The organism is Kitasatospora sp. NPDC127067 (genome assembly GCF_042724755.1).
In the GTDB taxonomy this organism is placed as follows: domain Bacteria; phylum Actinomycetota; class Actinomycetes; order Streptomycetales; family Streptomycetaceae; genus Kitasatospora; species Kitasatospora lactacystinica.
The window spans coordinates 109,065-125,632 of sequence record NZ_JBHXEM010000001.1 but is presented as its reverse complement, the minus strand read 5'-3'; the positions used below and the strand labels follow the sequence as shown (position 1 = coordinate 125,632).

The 16,568-nt window shown below is 73.5% G+C and carries 14 protein-coding genes; 8 read left to right on the top strand and 6 right to left on the bottom strand.

Translation table 11 applies throughout. The annotated features are described in order from the left end of the window. Positions 1–57: 57 nt before the first annotated feature. A complete protein-coding gene (locus ACFWJ4_RS00515; RefSeq protein WP_380537885.1) occupies positions 58–837 on the bottom strand; it encodes an SDR family oxidoreductase in 780 nt (259 codons plus the stop codon). A 98-nt stretch (positions 838–935) separates the two neighbouring features. On the opposite strand from ACFWJ4_RS00515, the gene ACFWJ4_RS00510 reads away from it, so the two are divergent. The 5 genes from ACFWJ4_RS00510 to ACFWJ4_RS00490 all read left to right on the top strand — a co-directional run bounded on the left by ACFWJ4_RS00510 (position 936) and on the right by ACFWJ4_RS00490 (position 7,557). Next, complete coding sequence (locus ACFWJ4_RS00510; RefSeq protein ID WP_380537883.1) at positions 936–1,604, top strand: TetR/AcrR family transcriptional regulator; 669 nt, start codon at positions 936–938, stop codon at positions 1,602–1,604. A gap of 260 nt (positions 1,605–1,864) precedes the next feature. Next, positions 1,865–2,938: an enoyl-CoA hydratase/isomerase family protein gene (locus tag ACFWJ4_RS00505; protein WP_380538083.1), complete on the top strand. Its 1,074-nt coding sequence runs from the start codon at positions 1,865–1,867 to the stop codon at positions 2,936–2,938. 62 nt (positions 2,939–3,000) lie between these two features. Then, positions 3,001–3,711: a GntR family transcriptional regulator gene (locus ACFWJ4_RS00500; protein WP_380537882.1), complete on the top strand. Its 711-nt coding sequence runs from the start codon at positions 3,001–3,003 to the stop codon at positions 3,709–3,711. 203 nt (positions 3,712–3,914) lie between these two features. Next, positions 3,915–6,629, top strand: coding sequence for a pyruvate dehydrogenase (acetyl-transferring), homodimeric type (gene aceE / locus ACFWJ4_RS00495; RefSeq protein WP_380537880.1), 2,715 nt, complete (start codon positions 3,915–3,917; stop codon positions 6,627–6,629). A 142-nt stretch (positions 6,630–6,771) separates the two neighbouring features. Next, on the top strand, positions 6,772–7,557 hold the full coding sequence (locus ACFWJ4_RS00490) for an enoyl-CoA hydratase (protein ID WP_359900403.1): 786 nt from the start codon (positions 6,772–6,774) through the stop codon (positions 7,555–7,557). Between the two features lie 200 nt (positions 7,558–7,757). Here the strand turns inward: ACFWJ4_RS00490 and ACFWJ4_RS00485 are convergent, their stop codons facing one another. Further along, positions 7,758–9,578 carry an NAD-binding protein gene (locus tag ACFWJ4_RS00485; protein WP_380537878.1) on the bottom strand — a complete coding sequence of 607 codons (1,821 nt, stop codon included), beginning with the start codon at positions 9,576–9,578 and terminating at the stop codon, positions 7,758–7,760. A gap of 234 nt (positions 9,579–9,812) precedes the next feature. Between ACFWJ4_RS00485 and ACFWJ4_RS00480 the strand changes: the two genes are divergently transcribed. Beyond that, positions 9,813–10,412 carry an HdeD family acid-resistance protein gene (locus ACFWJ4_RS00480; protein ID WP_359900400.1) on the top strand — a complete coding sequence of 200 codons (600 nt, stop codon included), beginning with the start codon at positions 9,813–9,815 and terminating at the stop codon, positions 10,410–10,412. A 97-nt stretch (positions 10,413–10,509) separates the two neighbouring features. On the opposite strand, the gene ACFWJ4_RS00475 is transcribed toward ACFWJ4_RS00480, so the two are convergent. The 3 genes from ACFWJ4_RS00475 to ACFWJ4_RS00465 form a co-directional block, all read right to left on the bottom strand. After that, a complete protein-coding gene (locus ACFWJ4_RS00475; RefSeq protein WP_380537876.1) occupies positions 10,510–11,202 on the bottom strand; it encodes a DUF6461 domain-containing protein in 693 nt (230 codons plus the stop codon). A gap of 46 nt (positions 11,203–11,248) precedes the next feature. Further along, on the bottom strand, positions 11,249–12,751 hold the full coding sequence (locus tag ACFWJ4_RS00470; RefSeq protein ID WP_380537874.1) for a CoA transferase: 1,503 nt from the start codon (positions 12,749–12,751) through the stop codon (positions 11,249–11,251). A gap of 106 nt (positions 12,752–12,857) precedes the next feature. Continuing rightward, positions 12,858–13,487, bottom strand: a complete 630-nt coding sequence (locus ACFWJ4_RS00465) for a LysE family translocator (protein ID WP_359900394.1) — start codon at positions 13,485–13,487, stop codon at positions 12,858–12,860. A 248-nt stretch (positions 13,488–13,735) separates the two neighbouring features. Here ACFWJ4_RS00465 and ACFWJ4_RS00460 point away from each other — a divergent pair, with 248 nt between their 5' ends. Both ACFWJ4_RS00460 and ACFWJ4_RS00455 read left to right on the top strand, forming a co-directional pair. Further along, positions 13,736–14,194 (top strand): Lrp/AsnC family transcriptional regulator, encoded by a 459-nt coding sequence (locus tag ACFWJ4_RS00460; RefSeq protein WP_316524654.1) that lies wholly within the window; start codon positions 13,736–13,738, stop codon positions 14,192–14,194. 57 nt (positions 14,195–14,251) lie between these two features. After that, on the top strand, positions 14,252–14,959 hold the full coding sequence (locus ACFWJ4_RS00455) for an N-acyl homoserine lactonase family protein (protein ID WP_380537872.1): 708 nt from the start codon (positions 14,252–14,254) through the stop codon (positions 14,957–14,959). Between the two features lie 107 nt (positions 14,960–15,066). Here ACFWJ4_RS00455 and ACFWJ4_RS00450 read toward each other — a convergent pair whose 3' ends face one another. Beyond that, positions 15,067–16,254, bottom strand: coding sequence for a cytochrome P450 (locus ACFWJ4_RS00450; protein WP_380538081.1), 1,188 nt, complete (start codon positions 16,252–16,254; stop codon positions 15,067–15,069). Between the last annotated feature and the right edge of the window lie 314 nt (positions 16,255–16,568).

Genomic DNA, 16,568 nt, shown 5'->3' with positions numbered 1-16,568 from the left:
GCTGACAGATTTCATCATCTGTCAGCTGTTATCCGTTTCCCGTTCGCCCACCTCCGCCTAGAGCCCGGCTCCGCCCGTGGCGTCGACGACCCGCCCGGTCACCCAGCGAGCATCGTCGGAGGCGAGGAAGGCGACGATGTCCGCGATGTCCTCCGGCTGCCCGACCCGGCCGAGCGCGGCCACCGAGGCCGCGTACGCCTCTGCCTCCGGGTTTCCCCGCAGCCAGCCGGCGTTGACGTCGGTGTCCACGATGCCGGGCGCGACCGAGTTCACGGTGATCCCGCGCGGGCCGAGCTGCTTGGCGAGATTGAGGGTGAAGGTGTCCAGCGCCCCCTTGGTCGCGCCGTAGGCGATGATCTCGGGCATCGCCAATCGGGCGGCCCCGCTGGAGACATTGATGATCCGGCCGCCGTCCCGCAGCCGCTTCAGTCCGTGCTGCACCACGAAGAACGGCGCCCGGACGTTGACCGCGAACACCTCGTCGAAGCCCTCCTCGGTCAGCGCTTCGAGGTCCGAACTGCGCCCGATCCCGGCGTTGTTCACGATGATGTCGACGCCGCTGTCCGGAGCGTGCGCTCCGATCCCGGCGTCGAAGGCCGCCCAGAGCGCGGCCGCGTCGCCGTGCCGGCCGAGTTCGGCGTGCAGCGCGAACGCCCGCCCGCCGTCGGCCCGGACGCCCGCCACCACCTCCTCCGCCGCGGCCCCGTCCCGGGCGTAGCCGACGGCGACAGTGGCACCGTCCCGCCCGAGCCGCCGGGCGATGGCCCGGCCGATCCCCCTGCTGCCGCCCGTGACCAGCGCCACCTTGCCCTGAAGCCCGTACGTGCCCGCACCCATGGCCGAGTCCCCTCTCACCGCATCCGATAATTGTTGAGTCATCGCTCAAGAAAGACGCTAGCACACACTTTTTGAGCGACTGCTCTAAAATTTGGGGCATGAGCGAGGCACAGCAGACGACCGGGACACCCGCGAAGGCGGCACCCGCAGGCGCGGCACCCGACGCCCCACCCCGCCCCAGGCGCGGCCGCCCGCCGGCCTTCGACCGCGCCGAGGCCCTGGCCGCGGCCACCCGGCTGTTCTGGCAGCTCGGCTACGACGCCACCTCCGTCTCCGACCTCACCACCGCCATGGGCATCCGCCCCGGCAGCCTGTACGCCGCCTTCGGCGACAAGCGCTCGCTGTTCGAGGAGGTGGTCCGCCAGTACGGCCGCTCCCCCGTCGGCGCGTTCGCGACCGTCGCACTGGCCGAGGAGCCCACCGCGTACGGCGCCTTCGCCCGCATCCTGCGCGAGGCCGCCGCCATCTACCCCGACCCGTCCCATCCGGCCGGCTGCCTGGTGATCTCCGCCGCCACCAACGTCGCCCCGCAGGACGCCGGCGTCCAGGAGCTGCTGCGCGAGCTGCGCAACGCGAACCTGCGGACCTTCGAGGCCCGGCTGCACCAGGCCCGGCAGGACGGCGAACTGCCGCCCGACGCCGATCCGAAGGCGCTGGCGGGATACCTCGGCACAGTCATCCAGGGCATGTCCCAGCAGGCCCGGGACGGCGCCACCGCCGCCGACCTGGCCCGCACCGCCGAACTCGCCCTGCGCGCCTGGCCCTGAACCCCGGCCGCGCGCCCCGAACCTCCCGACCCCCCTGTCCTCCCTACCCAGCCTTGTTCGCCCCTGCCCGGCCCGGCCCGGTGATCGGAACGCCTCCTGAGCCCCGGTACGGTGGACGCCAGGATTCCGGCGGGAACGAACGGCGGACGACGGCAACGGACGCCGACGGGCGGGGCGCCGACGGGCCGCGACCGGGCCCGGAGGACACCGAACGGCGTCGACATCACCGAGGGACGGGAGCGGGCCCGATGAGCGCAGAGGTGACGGAGGTCCAGGCCTTCCTGGACGGCGGTGTCGGACGGCTCGTGCTGAACCGCCCAAGGGCGCTCAACTCGCTGACCCACGGCATGGTCACCGCCCTGCGCACCGCCCTGGACAGTTGGGCCGGGGACGACCGGATACGCGCCGTCGTCCTGACCGGCGCGGGCGAGCGCGGACTGTGCGCGGGCGGCGACATCCGCGCGATGCACGACGACGCCAAGGCGGGCGGAGCGGGCACCCGGGCGTTCTTCCGCGACGAGTACCGGCTGAACGCCCTGATCGCCCGCTACCCGAAGCCGTACGTCGCGGTGATGGACGGCATCACCATGGGCGGCGGCGTCGGCGTCTCCGCCCACGGCGCGGTGCGGATCGTGACCGAGCGGTCCACCGTCGCGATGCCCGAGACCCGGATCGGCATCGCCCCGGACGTCGGCGGCAGCCGGCTGCTCGCCCACGCCCCGGGCGAGTTGGGCACCCACCTCGGGCTCACCGCCGCCTCGATGGGCCCGGGCGACGCCCTGCTCTGCGGATTCGCGGACCACTTCGTGCCCTCGGCGCGCATCCCCGACCTGCTCGACGCCCTGAGCCGGGGCACCGCCGCGGCGAGCGGGAGCAGCAGCAGCGAGGTCGCCACCCTCGTCGCCGCCCTCGTCGCCGCGCACACCGAGCCCGCACCGCCCGCCGCACTGGCCGACCGGCGCACCTGGATCGACGCCTGCTACGCGGCCGACACGGTCGAGGAGATCGTCGACCGGCTGCTGAACTCCGGCGCCCCGGAGGCGAAGGAGGCCGCCGTCGCCCTCCTGGCGAACTCCCCCACCGCCGTCAAGACCACCCTGGCCGCGCTGCGCCGCGCCCGCACGCTCCCTTCGCTGGAGGCCGTGCTCGACCAGGAGTACCGGATCTCCTGCGCCGTACTGGAGGGCCACGACATGGTCGAGGGCATCCGCGCGCAGGTGGTCGACAAGGACCGCAGCCCCCATTGGAAGCCCGGCACGCTCGCCGAGGTGACGGCGGCGGACGTCGCCCGCTTCTTCGCCCCGCGCGAGGGCGACGAGCTGGGCCTGGCCTGAACCCCGCCCCTCCTCCACCTCCTCCACCTCCACCTCCTCCGCCGGCACGTCTGGAGCCCGTCATGAACCACCCGGTCCCACCGCCGACCCCGGCCGGGGACACCGACCCGCTGTCCCGGGTGCCGCTGGGCGAGCAGGTGCGCGGGCTGCTGCTGGAGGGCCTGCTGAACGGCCGCTGGCAGCCCGGGGACCGGATCGTCGAGCGGCGCCTGGCCGCCGAGTTGAACGTCAGCCAGGCGCCGGTCCGCGAGGCGCTGCGCGCACTCCAGACGCTCGGGCTGCTCGACGCCGAGCCCAACCGGGGCGTGCGGGTGCGCGAGATCGGCCCGGCCGAGCTTCGCGAGGTCTACCAGGTGCGGGCCGCGCTGGAGCGGCTGGCCGCCGAGTCGGCGGTGGTCCGGCTGGCCGGGGACACCAGCGCCCTGGAGCGGCACGCCGAGCGGATGGCGGCGGCCGCGGCGGCGGGCGACGCGCTCGGCCAGGCCCGGCACGGGGTGGCCTTCCACCGCGAGATCGTGGCCGCCTCGGGCAACGGGACACTGCTACGGACCTGGGAGGGCCTCGGGGTCGAGGTGTGGACGGTGCTGTCGCTGCACGAGGTCCGGCCGGAGCTGCACGAGAACGCCGCCGACCACCGGCCGCTGATCGAGGCCTTCCGGCGGCAGGACCCGGCGGTCGGGCGGCTGCTGGCCGAGCACGTCCTGGAGTACGCCCGGCGCGAGGACGGTCGGCATGAGGGCGGCCGACCCGAGGACGGTCGACGCTCCGACTGAGCCTGCCCTCGTCAGGGTGCCGGCTCATCGCACTCACATAAAGTTCGCACAGAGATGATCGATCATCTCTCAAACTACCCACCGGTAGCGGTTGACGCACCCCCCTCTCGCTCCCTACCGTCCAAGTAGTTCCATGGAGAGGAATACTATTCCGCATCTCGGAATATGAACCTCTGAAGCGCACCGACGAAGGGGAACCACCCGTGTCCCAGCTCGACCAGCTTCCCGACCAAGACCCCGAGGAGATCGCGGAGTGGCGCGCGTCCCTCGACGCCGCCCGCGACTTCGGCGGCCCGAACCGCGCCGCCCACCTGCTGCGCCGCCTCGTCGAGCACGCCGAACTGCAGCGGCTCGACGTCCCTCCGCTGCTGGACACCCCGTACGTCAACACCATCCCCACCGCCGCCGAACCGGAGTTCCCCGGCGACGAGGAGATGGAGCGCCGGATCACCGCCTGGAACCGCTGGAACGCCGCCGCCATGGTGACCAGGGGCAACCACCGCGGCGGCCTGGGCGGGCACATGGCCACCTACGCCTCCGCCGCCTGGCTGTACGAGGTCGGCTTCCAGCACTTCTTCCGCGGCAAGGAGGCCGACGGCTCCGGCGACCAGCTGTACGTCCAGGGCCACGCCGCCCCCGGCGTCTACGCCCGCGCGTTCCTGGAGGGCCGGATCTCCGAGGCCCAGCTGGACCGCTTCCGCCAGGAGGCCGCCGGCGACGGCCTGCCCTCCTACCCGCACCCGCGCAGGCTGCCCTGGTTCTGGGAGTTCCCGACCGTCTCGATGGGCCTCGGGCCGCTCTCGGCGATCCACCAGGCCCGGTTCAACCGGTACTTGGGCGCACGCGGGATCAAGGACACCTCCGGCTCGCACGTGTGGGCCTTCCTCGGCGACGGCGAGATGGACGAACCCGAGTCCACCGCCGCGCTCGCGCTGGCCGCCCGGGAGAACCTGGACAACCTCACCTTCGTGGTCAACTGCAACCTGCAGCGCCTGGACGGGCCGGTGCGCGGTAACGGCAAGATCGTGCAGGAGCTGGAGCGCCGGTTCCGGGCGGCCGGCTGGAACGTGGTCAAGTCACTGTGGGGCGAGGCCTGGGACGAACTGCTGGCCCGCGACACCACGGGCGCGCTGGTCCGCCGACTGGGCGAGGTGCCGGACGGGCAGTTCCAGACCTATGCCGCCTCGGACGCCGGGTACGTCCGCGAGCACCTCTTCCACGGCTCGCCCGAACTGCGGCTGCTCGCCGACACCCTGGACGACCGGCGGCTGATCGAGACCGTCGCCACCTCCCGGGGCGGCCACGAGCCGCGCAAGGTGTACGCGGCCTACCGCGCGGCGCTGGAGCACCGGGGCGCGCCCACGGTGGTGCTGGTGCAGACCGTCAAGGGCTGGACACTCGGCCCCGGCTTCGAGTCCCGCAACGCCAACCACCAGATGAAGAAGCTCTCCGGAGCGGAGTTCCGGGCCATGCGCGACCTGCTCGAACTCCCGATCCCGGACGGCGTGTTGGCCGGCGAACTGCCCCCGTACGCCCATCCCGGCCCGGACTCGCCGGAGGCCCGCTACCTGCGCGAGCGCCGCGCCGCACTGGGCGGACCGGCACCCGCCCGCCGGGTGCGCTTCGCCCCGCTGCCCACCCCGCCCGCGAAGCCCTTCGAAACACTGTTCAAGGGCTCCGGCAGCCAGGAGATCGCCACCACCATGGCCTTCGTCCGGCTGGTCAAGGACCTGATGCGGGACAAGGCGACCGGCCACCGGTGGGTACCGATCGTCCCGGACGAGGCGCGCACCTTCGGCATGGAGTCGCTCTTCCCGACCGCCGGGATCTACTCCCCGCTCGGGCAGACCTACGACCCGGTCGACCGCGACCAGCTGCTCCACTACAAGGAGTCGGCGACCGGCCAGATCCTCAACGAGGGCATCACCGAGGCCGGTTCGATGGCCTCGCTGACCGCCGCCGCGACCGCGTACGCGACCCACGGCGAACCGGTCGTCCCGTTCTACATCTTCTACTCGATGTTCGGCTGGCAGCGCACCGCCGACCAGATGTGGGCGCTGGCCGACCAGTTGGGCCGCGGCTTCCTGATCGGCGCCACCGCCGGACGCACCACCATGACCGGCGAAGGACTGCAACACGCAGACGGACACTCCCAGTTGATCGCCTCCACCAACCCGGCCGCGCTCTGCTACGACCCGGCGTTCGGCTACGAGGTGGCCGTGATCGTCCGCGAGGGCCTGCGCCGGATGTACGGCAGCAGCGCGCAACACCCCCATGGTGAGGACGTGTTCTACTACCTCACCGTCTACAACGAGCCGCTCCGGCAGCCCGCGCTCCCGGCCGGCGAGGAGGTCGCGGACGGCATCCTGCACGGCCTCTACCGCTACCGCACGGCGGACGCCGCCGCCCTGTCCCCCGGCCTTCCCGCCGACCCGCCGCGACTCCAACTGCTCGCCTCCGGCACCGCCGTGCGCTGGGCGCTGGCGGCGCAGCGGCTGCTCGGCGAGGAGTGGGGCGTGGCGGCCGACGTCTGGTCCGCCCCCTCCTGGACGGAACTGCGCCGCGAGGCGCTGGACTGCGACGCGGCCAACCTGGCGCGGGCGGCGGCCGGCACCGACGGGGCGGCCCGCGTCCCCTATGTGACCCGGGCGCTGGCCGGGGCACCCGGGCCGGTACTGGCGGTCAGCGACTGGATGCGCGCGGTGCCGGACCAGATCAGCCCCTGGGTGGAGCAGGACTGGACCTCGCTGGGCACCGACGGCTTCGGCCTCTCGGACAGCCGTACGGCGGCGCGGCGGCACTTCGGGGTGGACGCCGAGTCGGTGACGGTCGCGGCGCTGGCCGCACTGGCCCGCCGGGGCGAGGTCGAGGCGGAGACCGTACGGCGGGCGGCGGAGCGTTACGGCGTCCGCTTCTGACGGCTCGGCGTCCGCCCGCTCCACCGCCTGGTGACCGGCGTCTCGCATACCAAGACTGGCGCGAGGCGGGGCGCGTCGTAGATCGTTGGGTGGTCAGGGCGCGCCCACGGGCGCCGAGCAGCGGAAATGGGAGTCGACGGCGATGACCGAGACCGAGACCTACGAGACGATCCTGGTCGAGCGCAAGGGCCGGGTGGGGCTGATCACGCTCAACCGGCCCAAGGCGCTCAACGCGCTGAACACCCGGCTCATGAACGAGGTGGTCGCCGCCGCGACCGCTTTCGACCGGGACCCGGAGATCGGCTGTCTGGTGATCACCGGCTCGGAGAAGGCCTTCGCGGCCGGCGCCGACATCAAGGAGATGCAGGGCAACCGGTTCCCGGACGTCTACCTGGACGACTGGCTGGGTCCGTGGGACCGGCTCGGCGCCGTGCGCAAGCCGGTGGTCGCGGCGGTGGCCGGGTTCGCACTGGGCGGCGGCTGCGAGCTGGCGATGCTGTGCGACATCCTGCTGGCGGCGGACACCGCGAAGTTCGGACAACCGGAGATCAAGCTCGGGGTGATCCCCGGCATCGGCGGCTCGCAGCGGCTGACCCGGGCGGTCGGCAAGGCGAAGGCCATGGAGCTGTGCCTGACCGGGCGGATGATGGGCGCCGAGGAGGCCGAGCGGGCCGGACTGGTCTCCCGGATCGTCCCGGCGGACCAGCTGCTCGCCGAGGCGCTCGCCACCGCCGAGACGATCGCGGCGATGTCCACCCCGGCCGCGATCATGATGAAGGAGAGCGTCAACCGCGCCTTCGAGACGACGCTCGCCGAGGGCGTGCGCTTCGAGCGCCGGCTCTTCCACGCGGCCTTCGCCACGGCGGACCAGAAGGAGGGCATGGCGGCCTTCGCCGAGAAGCGCCCGCCGGAGTTCCAGAACCGCTGACAACGGAGGCCGTCCGGCAGGCGACAACAGGCCACGGACGGCGGACAACGGACGACGAACAGCGGACAGATTTCAGATGATGAAATCTGTCCGCTGAACTCTGTCCACTGAAAGCCGTCGGCTGTCATCTGTCGGCTGTCATCCGTCCTCCGAAAGCCGCCGCCTGTTCGCCGAAGGCCGTTCGCGACCGGCCGCCGCGCTCAGTCCTCCTCCACCGCCACCGTGTTCAGCCGGGCGAGCCCACTGCGGGTGGCGGCGACCACGATCTCGTCGCCCGGGGCGAGCTTCCGGGTGCGGTCCGGGAAGTTCCACAGCAGCTGCCCGCTGTGGGCGAAGCGCACGGCGATCACCCGGACGCCGCCCGGGTCCTCCAGGTCGTGCCGGTTCAGCCCGATCAGCCCGCTGCCGTCCTCCACCTTCAGCTCGGCGATCAGCAGCACGTGCCGGAGCACCGACAGCGTCCCGCGCACCTCGCGCCCCATCAGCGCCGCCGCGAAGGCGGGCGCGGCCAGGTAGGACACCGACCGGGAGGCCGCGTTGTCCAGCGTCTTGTAGAAGTGACTGGCGAAGTCGTCCTCGAACAGCCGCACCACCACCCGGACGTCGGGATTGCCGTGGCGTGCCTCCAGGGCCGCCTCCAGGTTGGTGGCGTCGTCCCCGCTGACGGCGACCAGCGCCCGGCTGTGCTTCAGCCGGGCCCGGCGCAGCTGCTGCTCGAACGGACCGTCGCCCATCACCACCGGGATCCCCAGCGCCCGGACGGCGGCGATGCCGCGGGCCTGCGGGTCCCGCTCCATGCAGACCACCGGCACGCCCATGTCGTGCAGTTGGATCGCGACGCGGGTTCCGACGTTGCCGAGGCCGACGACGATCACGTGGTCCCGGGTGCCCGCCCCTGGGTTGCGCGGCTGCCCGCGCCGCCCGGAGCCCAGGACCTCCACCGCGATCGCGGTGGCCACCGGCGCGAAGGTGATCCCGCAGATGGTGATCACCACCTGTGCGACCCGCTGCCAGAACCCGCCGGTGCCCGTCCCGGAGGAGATGTCGGAGAGCTGGTCCGGCTGGGCCGCGCCGGCCAGGTCGAGCAGCGCGATGTAGACGGTCCAGCCGAAGTTCCGGTTGAGGTACCAGAGCACCCCGAAGGCCAGCAGCACCGCCGCGAGGGCGGTGAGCAGCACCAGCCGCATCCGGGCGCTGGTGAAGAAGCGCATGGTGTCGAGCAGCCGCCAGCGCAGCCGTCGCTTCCAGTCGATCGGCTCCCGGGGTTCGATCCGCAGCACCTGGAGCGCCGCCCTGCCGCCCGGCTCCTCCTCCTGATCGGGGTCGGCCGCAGGCGCCGGTTCGCGCCGAACGCCTCCGGGTCGGATCGGCCCGTCGTCGCCGAACTCGCTGGCGAGCCGGACGAATTCGGCCGAGTCGCCCTGCTGCTCGGGCAGCAGTCGGATCCTGCCGAGGTCCTGCCGGTCGATCTGGTCGGCGACCACGCAGATCCGGTCGGAGGTGATGTCGTCGTCGAACGCGATGTGCAGGTAACGCCCGTCGATCTCCACCGAGTTGGGCCGTCCGAGCGCCGCGGAGGCGAAGGCCGGGGCGGCAGTGGCGGACCCGGAGAGCGCGGCACCGTTCTTGAGCAGCCGTTCGATGTTCTCGCCGAGCCGTTGGTTGAACATCCGGAACACGATGCGGATGTCCGGGTTGTGGTTCTGGGCGCTGAGCGCGGCGTGGATGTTCTCCTGGTCGCTCCCCTCGACCAGGGCGAGACCGCGCGCGGTACCGATGGACACCGCGCGCAGCGCCTCCTCGGTGATGCCGGCGTACTCCACGACCGCCGCGACGCCGGACAGCTGCTCGATCTGCGGCGCGTGGTCGCGGGTCCGGTCGGCGACCAGGACGACGACCGGGACCTCGTAGTGCTCGACGAGTTCCAGGATCAGTCGATGGGCCAGCGCATTGCCCCCGCAGACGATGTAGTGCTGGCTGATCGGCTCGACCGGAGGGGTCCCCCACCCTTCAGAAGTCATACCGCCGGATGATATCGACGGGAAGTGTCCGGAGGGTGACGTTCCGGCGACCGCGGCGGATCCCCCGAACGGCCGTATCCGACGCGCGGTCCGGCCGTGGCGCGGAGATGCTGGGGTTCGTTCCCTGCCCGTCAGCCGGCCGACCCGACCTCACCCGTCCTGCGTCACACGACCAGGCAGGACACCGGTCACCGGTCACCCGTCGCCCGGCGTCAGCCCGAGGAGTACGCCACCGTGGCCCCTCCGATCATCACCCCCGACGGCAGCCCGGTCCAGGGCCCGCTCGGACTGCTCGCCAAGGCCGCCTGGCAGGTCCTGCTGGTCGCCGGACTCGCCTCGCTCGCCCTCGGGATCGTGGTCTTCGCCTGGCCCGAGGAGACGCTCCTGGTGGTGGGCGTGCTGTTCGGCCTCTACCTGCTGGTGATCGGCATCGTGCAGCTGATCGCCGCGTTCGGCACCCACTCCACCGCGGCACTGCGGGTGCTGGCCTTCATCAGCGGTGCGATCTGCGTCCTGCTGGGCCTGCTCTGCTTCCGCAGCGCGGCGCAGTCGCTGCTGCTGCTCGCGATCTGGATCGGGATCGGCTGGCTGTTCCGCGGCATCACCCAGCTCGCCGCCGCGATCTCCGACCCGCTGATGCCCGCCCGCGGCTGGCAGGCCTTCGCGGGCGCGGCCAACACCCTGGCCGGCGTGCTGCTGATGGTGTGGCCGGTCGGGTCGATCACCGCGCTGGCCGTGCTGGCCGGGTGCTGGCTGGTGATCCTGGGCCTGGTCGAGATCGTCACGGCGATCCAGGTCCGCGGCCGGGCCAAGCAGATCCCCTCGGGGGTCTGACCTCCGTCCGGTGCCGTGAGGCCGTGTCCCGCCGGGGCACGGCCTCACGGCTGGGCGGGGGCACCGGCGCGGCAGGGCGCGGCACGGACCGGGCCCGTCACGGGCGCGGGGCGTAGCCGATCCGGAAGGTGGCGGCCTCCAGCCGCTCCGGGGTGATCCGGACGTCGGTCAGCCGCTCGGCGAGTGCGAACGCGGCCTCGGTGTGCTGCGCGTACTCCTCCGTCTCCAGGTCGAAGCCACAGGCGGTCAGCAGCTCGGGGATGCCGCGGGCTTCGGCGTCCGAGCCGTCCCGCTGGCCGGGGAAGAGCGGCTCGAAGTGCAGCCGCCGGACGCCGTGTTCCCACCAGTGGAAGTGGTCCACGGCGTTGACGTTGCGGAAGTGCGAGACCAGCCGGGTGCCCTCGCCGAGCCGCGGGATCACCGTGTCCAGGGCGCCGAGGTAGCCGTTCGGCTCGATCGCGAGGGCCCAGCCGTCGAGTTCGGTGACCGCGACGAGCAGCCGGTCCTCGGCAGGGTCGAACAGCGCCCCGTCCCCCTCGTCCCCGCCGGCCCCTTCCTCGTACTCCTCGTACTCCTCGTCCTCGTCGTCGTCCTCGTCCGCTCCGTCCTGGTAGGCGTCCCAGCGGGCCATAACCGCCGTCAGGCCGACGGCGTCGCTCGCCGGCAGGGCGTCGAAGCGGCGCAGCAGCTCGTCGGCCGCGAGGCCCTGGACCTGGGTGAGGCAGTAGGCCTCGCCCAGGTCGGGGTAGCGGTCCTCGAACCAGGTGTAGTCGGTGGCGTGTGCGGTCATGACGGCGATGCTGTCAGACGCCTCGGACAGCGCTCGCCCGGGGCCGTCAGAGCCAGACCGGTTCGTCCGTCCCCCAGCGCCCCGGCGGGCGCGACCAGTCGGCGGGTGCCCCCTCGTACCCGATCGGCGGCAGCGCGTGACGCAGCCGCCCGTACGCGGAGTCGGTCTCGACCAGCCACCGGGAGGGGTCGTACGGCTCGGGCGAGGCCCCTTGCGGGGTTTCCGGTTCGATGCCGTGCAGCAGCCAGGAGGCCGTGCCGGCGAGGGAGAAGCGCAGGTGGCGGCCGCCGGGGCGGCGGGTGCGCTGGTCGGTGAGGGCGCGCAGGACGGCGGCGGCGATGAGGTAGCCGGTGCCGTGGTCGAGGGCCTGGGCGGGCAGCACGCCGGGACGGCCACCAGGGGCGACCTCGTGCCCGGAGCCGGAGCCGGATGCTGAGTCCGAGGCGGAGGCGGCGGAAGCGGAAGCGGAAGCGGAAGCGGACTCGTGGGCGGCGATGCCGACGCCCGCCTGGACCAGGCTGTCGAAGCCGCGCCGTCCGACCCAGGGGCCGGTCCAGCCCCAGGCGCAGAGCTGGACGAGGATCAGGTCCGGACGGCGGGCGAACAGCGCGTCGGGGCCGAGGCCGTGGGCGTCGAGAGCACCGGGGCGGTAGGCCGTGACGACGACGTCGGCGGTGGCGAGCAGCTCCTCGAAGACCGCACGGTCGGCCGGCACGGCGAGGTCGAGCCGGGTGGAGCGCTTGCCGAAGCCGGTGTCGGCGTGGGCGTCGGCGGCCTCCGGCAGGCGGGGCGAGTCGACGCGCAGGACGTCGGCACCGAGCAGGGCGAGGGTGCGGGTGGCGACCGGCCCGGCGATCACCCGGGTGAGGTCGAGGACCCGGACCCCGGCGGCGGGCCGGTCCACGGGGGCCTCGCCGAGCGGGCGGACCGGCGCGGTCCTGGCGGCGGCACCGATGTCCCGGTGCTCCACGAGGGGGTGCACGGCCGGGCTCACCGGCGCGACGGCAACCGCGAGCGCTCCTGCCTCGTACGCGCGCTCCTGGATCCGCTCGGCCGACAGTCCGCCGAGCGTCTCGGCGAGCTGCTCGGGCCCGGCATCGGCGGCGAGGCCGAGCGCGGAGAGCAGCCGGGTGCGGTGGTGCGGGTAGTTGGCGTGGGTGCGCACCCAGCCGTCGGCGGTGCGCCAGAAGCCGGAATGCGGGGCGAAGGTGACGGGCGTACGGCCGTCGACCGTCAGATGCCGCTCGCTGACGAAGGCGGTGGCGACCGCGCCCTGGTCGACCCGGACCGCGGGGACGGCCGGGACCGCCGGGGCGACCGGGACAGCCGCGCCGCCGCGGTGGGCGGCGAGCTCGGCGGCGGCCAGCGAGCAGACCGCCACGGTCGCACGGGCGAGCCGGCGCACCGGCAGACCGGAGGGCAGGACGTCGTCCGGCCCGTGGAAGGTCACCCGTTCCAGCAGTTCGGGCGGTCCGCCGAGAGCCTCCCAGGCATGAGCCGTGGGGCCGTCGACGGCACCGGGGGTTCCGCTGGGTCCCGCGGGTTCCATAGGTCCTGTGGGTCCTGTGGGTCTGGTGGATCCCATGGTTCCAGTGGGTCCGGTGGTTCCTGTTGGCAACGGACGATCGGTCATGCCCCGCATTGTGCTCCGGTTTTCAGGCGGTCGCCGTGACGCCCGCCACCAACATCAGCAGGACCGCCGAGACCACGGTCATCCGGCGGGCCGCCTGCGGGGTGCCGCCGAACCGGCCGCCGAGCCGCCCGCTGGCGTGCGCGACCAGCCCGTACACCACCGCACAGGCCAGCACGTTGAGCGAGCCGAGCGCGAGCACCTGCCCGCCGACCGGCAGTGCGGCGCCCGGATCGACGAACTGCGGTACCAGGGAGAGGTAGAGCAGCAGGCCCTTGGGGTTGAGCAGCGCGGTCAGCATGCTCTGGCGCAGCACCGTCGCGGTGGGCTGCGGCTTGGGCGCGGCCAGGGCGGCGGCGCCCCCGCCCTTGCGCAGCGCCAGCAGCATCATGACGGCCAGCACCAGCAGGTAGGCGGCGCCGGTGAGACGCAGCACCGGCAGGGCGGCCGGGACGGCGCGCAGCGCGGCGGCCAGGCCGGCGCTGGAGAGCAGGGTGTGGACGGCGTACCCGGCGCAGACCCCGCCGACCGCGATCAGCGCGGCACGGCGTCCCTGGCCGAGGCCTCGGGCGGCGATGTAGAGCCAGTCGGGGCCCGGGGTGCAGACCAGCAGCAGGTCGACTCCGAGGAAGAGAAGGAGGGCGTGGGTGTCCATGGGCGTGGCGTGGCCTGTCGTGCTCGTCGCGGTGTGGGCCCGGCGGGTCGGCCGGGAGGTGCCCCGGCGATCGGCCGGGGTTGTTCCGGCGATCGGCCGGAGGGCCTCCCGGCGGTCGGCCGGAGTGCGCCGGTGGTGGGCCGGGAAGGCCCGGCGGCCGGTGCGGTCACTGAAGGTAGCCGGACGGGGCTGGCACGCGATGGCGACTTCCCGCTGGTCGGAGCCGCGTTTTGGCAGAATGTTGCGCCATGGACCGAATCGACCGCAGAATCCTCCGCGAGCTCCAGCAGGACGGGCGCCTGACCAACACCGAGCTGGCCTCCCGGGTGGACCTCACCCCCTCCCCCTGCCTGCGCAGAGTGCGCCAACTGGAGCAGGACGGCGTGATCCGCGGCTACCGGGCGGTGCTGGACGGCGCGGCGGTCGGGCGCGGATTCCAGCCCTTCGTGACGATCACCATGCGTCACGAGGACCAGGTGACGGTTGCCGAGTTCGAGCGCCGGGTGGCCGAACTGCCGGAGGTGGTGGAGGCCCACCGGCTGTTCGGCGAGCCCGACTACCTGCTGCGGATCGCCGTGGCCGACATCGCCGCGTACGAGCGCTTCATCACCGACGTGCTCTCCGGCCTGCCGGGCATCGCGCAGGTCAACTCGCACCTGACGATGAAGCAGGTGAAGGCCGACCGGGGGCTGCCGGTCGGCGGGTAGGGTGCGAACCGGGGGCCCGTGCGACCGTCCGTACGGGGCAGAGCGACGCACCGCGACATGGGGGCTGAATTGCGCGTGATCCACCGTCTCGACCTGGGGTACTTCGTCCGGCCGGCCGCCGAGGCGGGTAGCCCGGAGCCGCGCGTGGAGCCGGTGCTCGCGTACCTGGTCCGGCGTCCGGAGGGGCTGCTGCTGTTCGACACCGGGATCGGTGGCGGCGAGCCGGAGACCGAGGCGCACTACCGCCCGGTCCGCCGCCCGCTGCCGGAGGCGCTCGCCGCGGCCGGGGTCGCCGTCGGCGACATCGACCTGGTAGTCAACTGCCACCTGCACTTCGACCACTGCGGCGGCAACCCGCTGTTCGCCGGCACCCCCGTCCTGGTCCAGGCGGAGGAGCTGGCCACCGCCCGGCGCGGCGGGTACACCATCGACGCGCTGGTCGACTTCCCCGGCGCCGAGTACCGCGAGCTCGACGGCGAGGCCGAGGTCTGGCCGGGCGTGCGGGTGCTGCCCACGCCCGGCCACACCGGGGGCCACCAGTCACTGCTGATCGACCGCCCGGGCGGCGGCCCGGTCCTGCTGGCCGGGCAGGCGTACGACTTCGCCTCCCAGTACGGGCAGGCGGTGCTCGCCCGGCGGGCGGCGCGCGAGGGCCTGGCCGCACCGCTGCCCGGGTACCGGGCCTGGCTCGACCGGATGGCGGAGCACGAGCCGCACCGCGTGCTGTTCGCGCACGATCACGCGGTCTGGGAGGCGACCGACTAGCCGGGCGCGGGAGCGCCGGCCGCCCCAGGGGGTCGGATCGATCGGAGGATTCGGGTCGATCCGAAGGTCCAGGCCGACCTGACGGACGGGTCGGGGTCGCCCGAGGCTCAGAAGGTGAAGCGCAGCGAGCGGACCCGGTGGTCGAAGCTGGACGGCACGAGCTGCGGCTCGCCGACCGACCGCACCTCGGGCAGGCGGGTGAACAGCTCGCGGAACAGCGCCGTCATCTCCTGCCGGGCCAGGTGCGCGCCGAGGCAGTAGTGCGGACCGCCGCCGCCGAAGCCGAGGTGGGGATTGGGCGTGCGGGTGATGTCGAAGGCGTCCGGGTCGGGGAAGACCTCCTCGTCGCGGTTGGCCGAGCCGTAGAACAGCGCGACCTTCTCGCCCGCGCGCAGCAGCGGCCCGCCGGATCCGCCCAGTTCGTGGTCGACGGCGAGGGTCCGGTTGAACTGGATGATCGGCGTGGAGTGGCGGACCATCTCGTCCACCGCGCCGCCGAGCAGTCCGTCGAGGTCCGCGAGCAGCAGGGCGCGCTGCTCGGGATGGGCGGTCAGCAGGTGCAGGCCGTGGGCCAGCGCGTTGCGGGTGGTCTCGACCCCGGCGACCAGCAGCAGGCTGAAGAAGGCGCCGAGCTCGCGCCCGGTGAGCCGACGGCCGTCCACGTCGGCGGTGACCAGCGCGGAGATCAGGTCCTCCTCCGGCCGGCGGCGGCGCCGGCGGCCGATCCCGGCGACGATGCCCTGCATCCGGGCGAGCGCCCGCAGCCCGCGCCCGGGCACCCGCAGGCGGCGGCGCAGCGGTCGGGCCACCCCGATGTCCTCGGAGGTGCGGTTGACCAGGTCGAGGATGGTGCGGCGCGGCCGCTCCGGGATGCCCATCATGGTGCAGATCACCTGGAACGGGAGCTCGGCGGCGACCGCGGTCACGAAGTCCTCCGGCCGCTCCCGCTCGATCCGGTCGACCAGCTCGGTACTGATCCGCCGGACGTCCTCCTCGACCCGGTCGAGCAGCCGCGGGGTGAACGCCCGCGAGACGATCCGGCGCAGCTGGGCGTGACGGGGATCGTCCAGGTTGACCATCGAGTCGCCGAACAGCAGCCGGACCCAGCGCGCCGGGACGGGGGTGGTCACGCCGGGACCGCTGAGGAAGACGGCGGGGGTGCGGCTGGCCTCGACCACGTCGGCGTGGCGGACCAGGGCGTGGAAACCCCGGCCGGAGGCGCGGTCGCCGAAGAACACCGGGGCGGGGCGGCTGCGCAGCTCGGCGAAGGCGGCGGCGCGGTCGGGGGCCGGCAACTGCCAGAAGCGGGCGTCGGCGAGGTCTGTGGACTCGGGCGCGGCAAGGGCCTCGGGCTGGGCCGGGGACTCGGCCGCGTCCGCGGAGCCGGGCGGAGTGGAGGGCTCGGCCGAGTCGGCGGGGGCGGACGCGTCGGCGGGGTCGGCGGAGTTGGCGGGGTCGGCGGAGTCGGCGGCCTCCGGCGAGTCGGTCTGCTCGGCGGGTTCGGCGGCTTCGGCGGGGACAGCGGCCTCGGGCTGTTCGGCGGCTTCGGCCGGTTCGGCGGCCTCGTTCTGCTCGGCGGCCTCGGCGCGCTCGGCAGGCTCGGCCGGCT

Coding starts and splice junctions, on each gene's coding strand:
- ACFWJ4_RS00515 (WP_380537885.1), bottom strand. CDS start 837: ATGGGTGCGGGCACGTACGGGCTTCAGGGCAAGGTGGCGCTGGTCACG.
- ACFWJ4_RS00510 (WP_380537883.1), top strand. CDS start 936: ATGAGCGAGGCACAGCAGACGACCGGGACACCCGCGAAGGCGGCACCC.
- ACFWJ4_RS00500 (WP_380537882.1), top strand. CDS start 3,001: ATGAACCACCCGGTCCCACCGCCGACCCCGGCCGGGGACACCGACCCG.
- ACFWJ4_RS00490 (WP_359900403.1), top strand. CDS start 6,772: ATGACCGAGACCGAGACCTACGAGACGATCCTGGTCGAGCGCAAGGGC.
- ACFWJ4_RS00485 (WP_380537878.1), bottom strand. CDS start 9,578: ATGACTTCTGAAGGGTGGGGGACCCCTCCGGTCGAGCCGATCAGCCAG.
- ACFWJ4_RS00475 (WP_380537876.1), bottom strand. CDS start 11,202: ATGACCGCACACGCCACCGACTACACCTGGTTCGAGGACCGCTACCCC.
- ACFWJ4_RS00470 (WP_380537874.1), bottom strand. CDS start 12,751: ATGGAACCCGCGGGACCCAGCGGAACCCCCGGTGCCGTCGACGGCCCC.
- ACFWJ4_RS00465 (WP_359900394.1), bottom strand. CDS start 13,487: ATGGACACCCACGCCCTCCTTCTCTTCCTCGGAGTCGACCTGCTGCTG.
- ACFWJ4_RS00460 (WP_316524654.1), top strand. CDS start 13,736: ATGGACCGAATCGACCGCAGAATCCTCCGCGAGCTCCAGCAGGACGGG.
- ACFWJ4_RS00455 (WP_380537872.1), top strand. CDS start 14,252: ATGGGGGCTGAATTGCGCGTGATCCACCGTCTCGACCTGGGGTACTTC.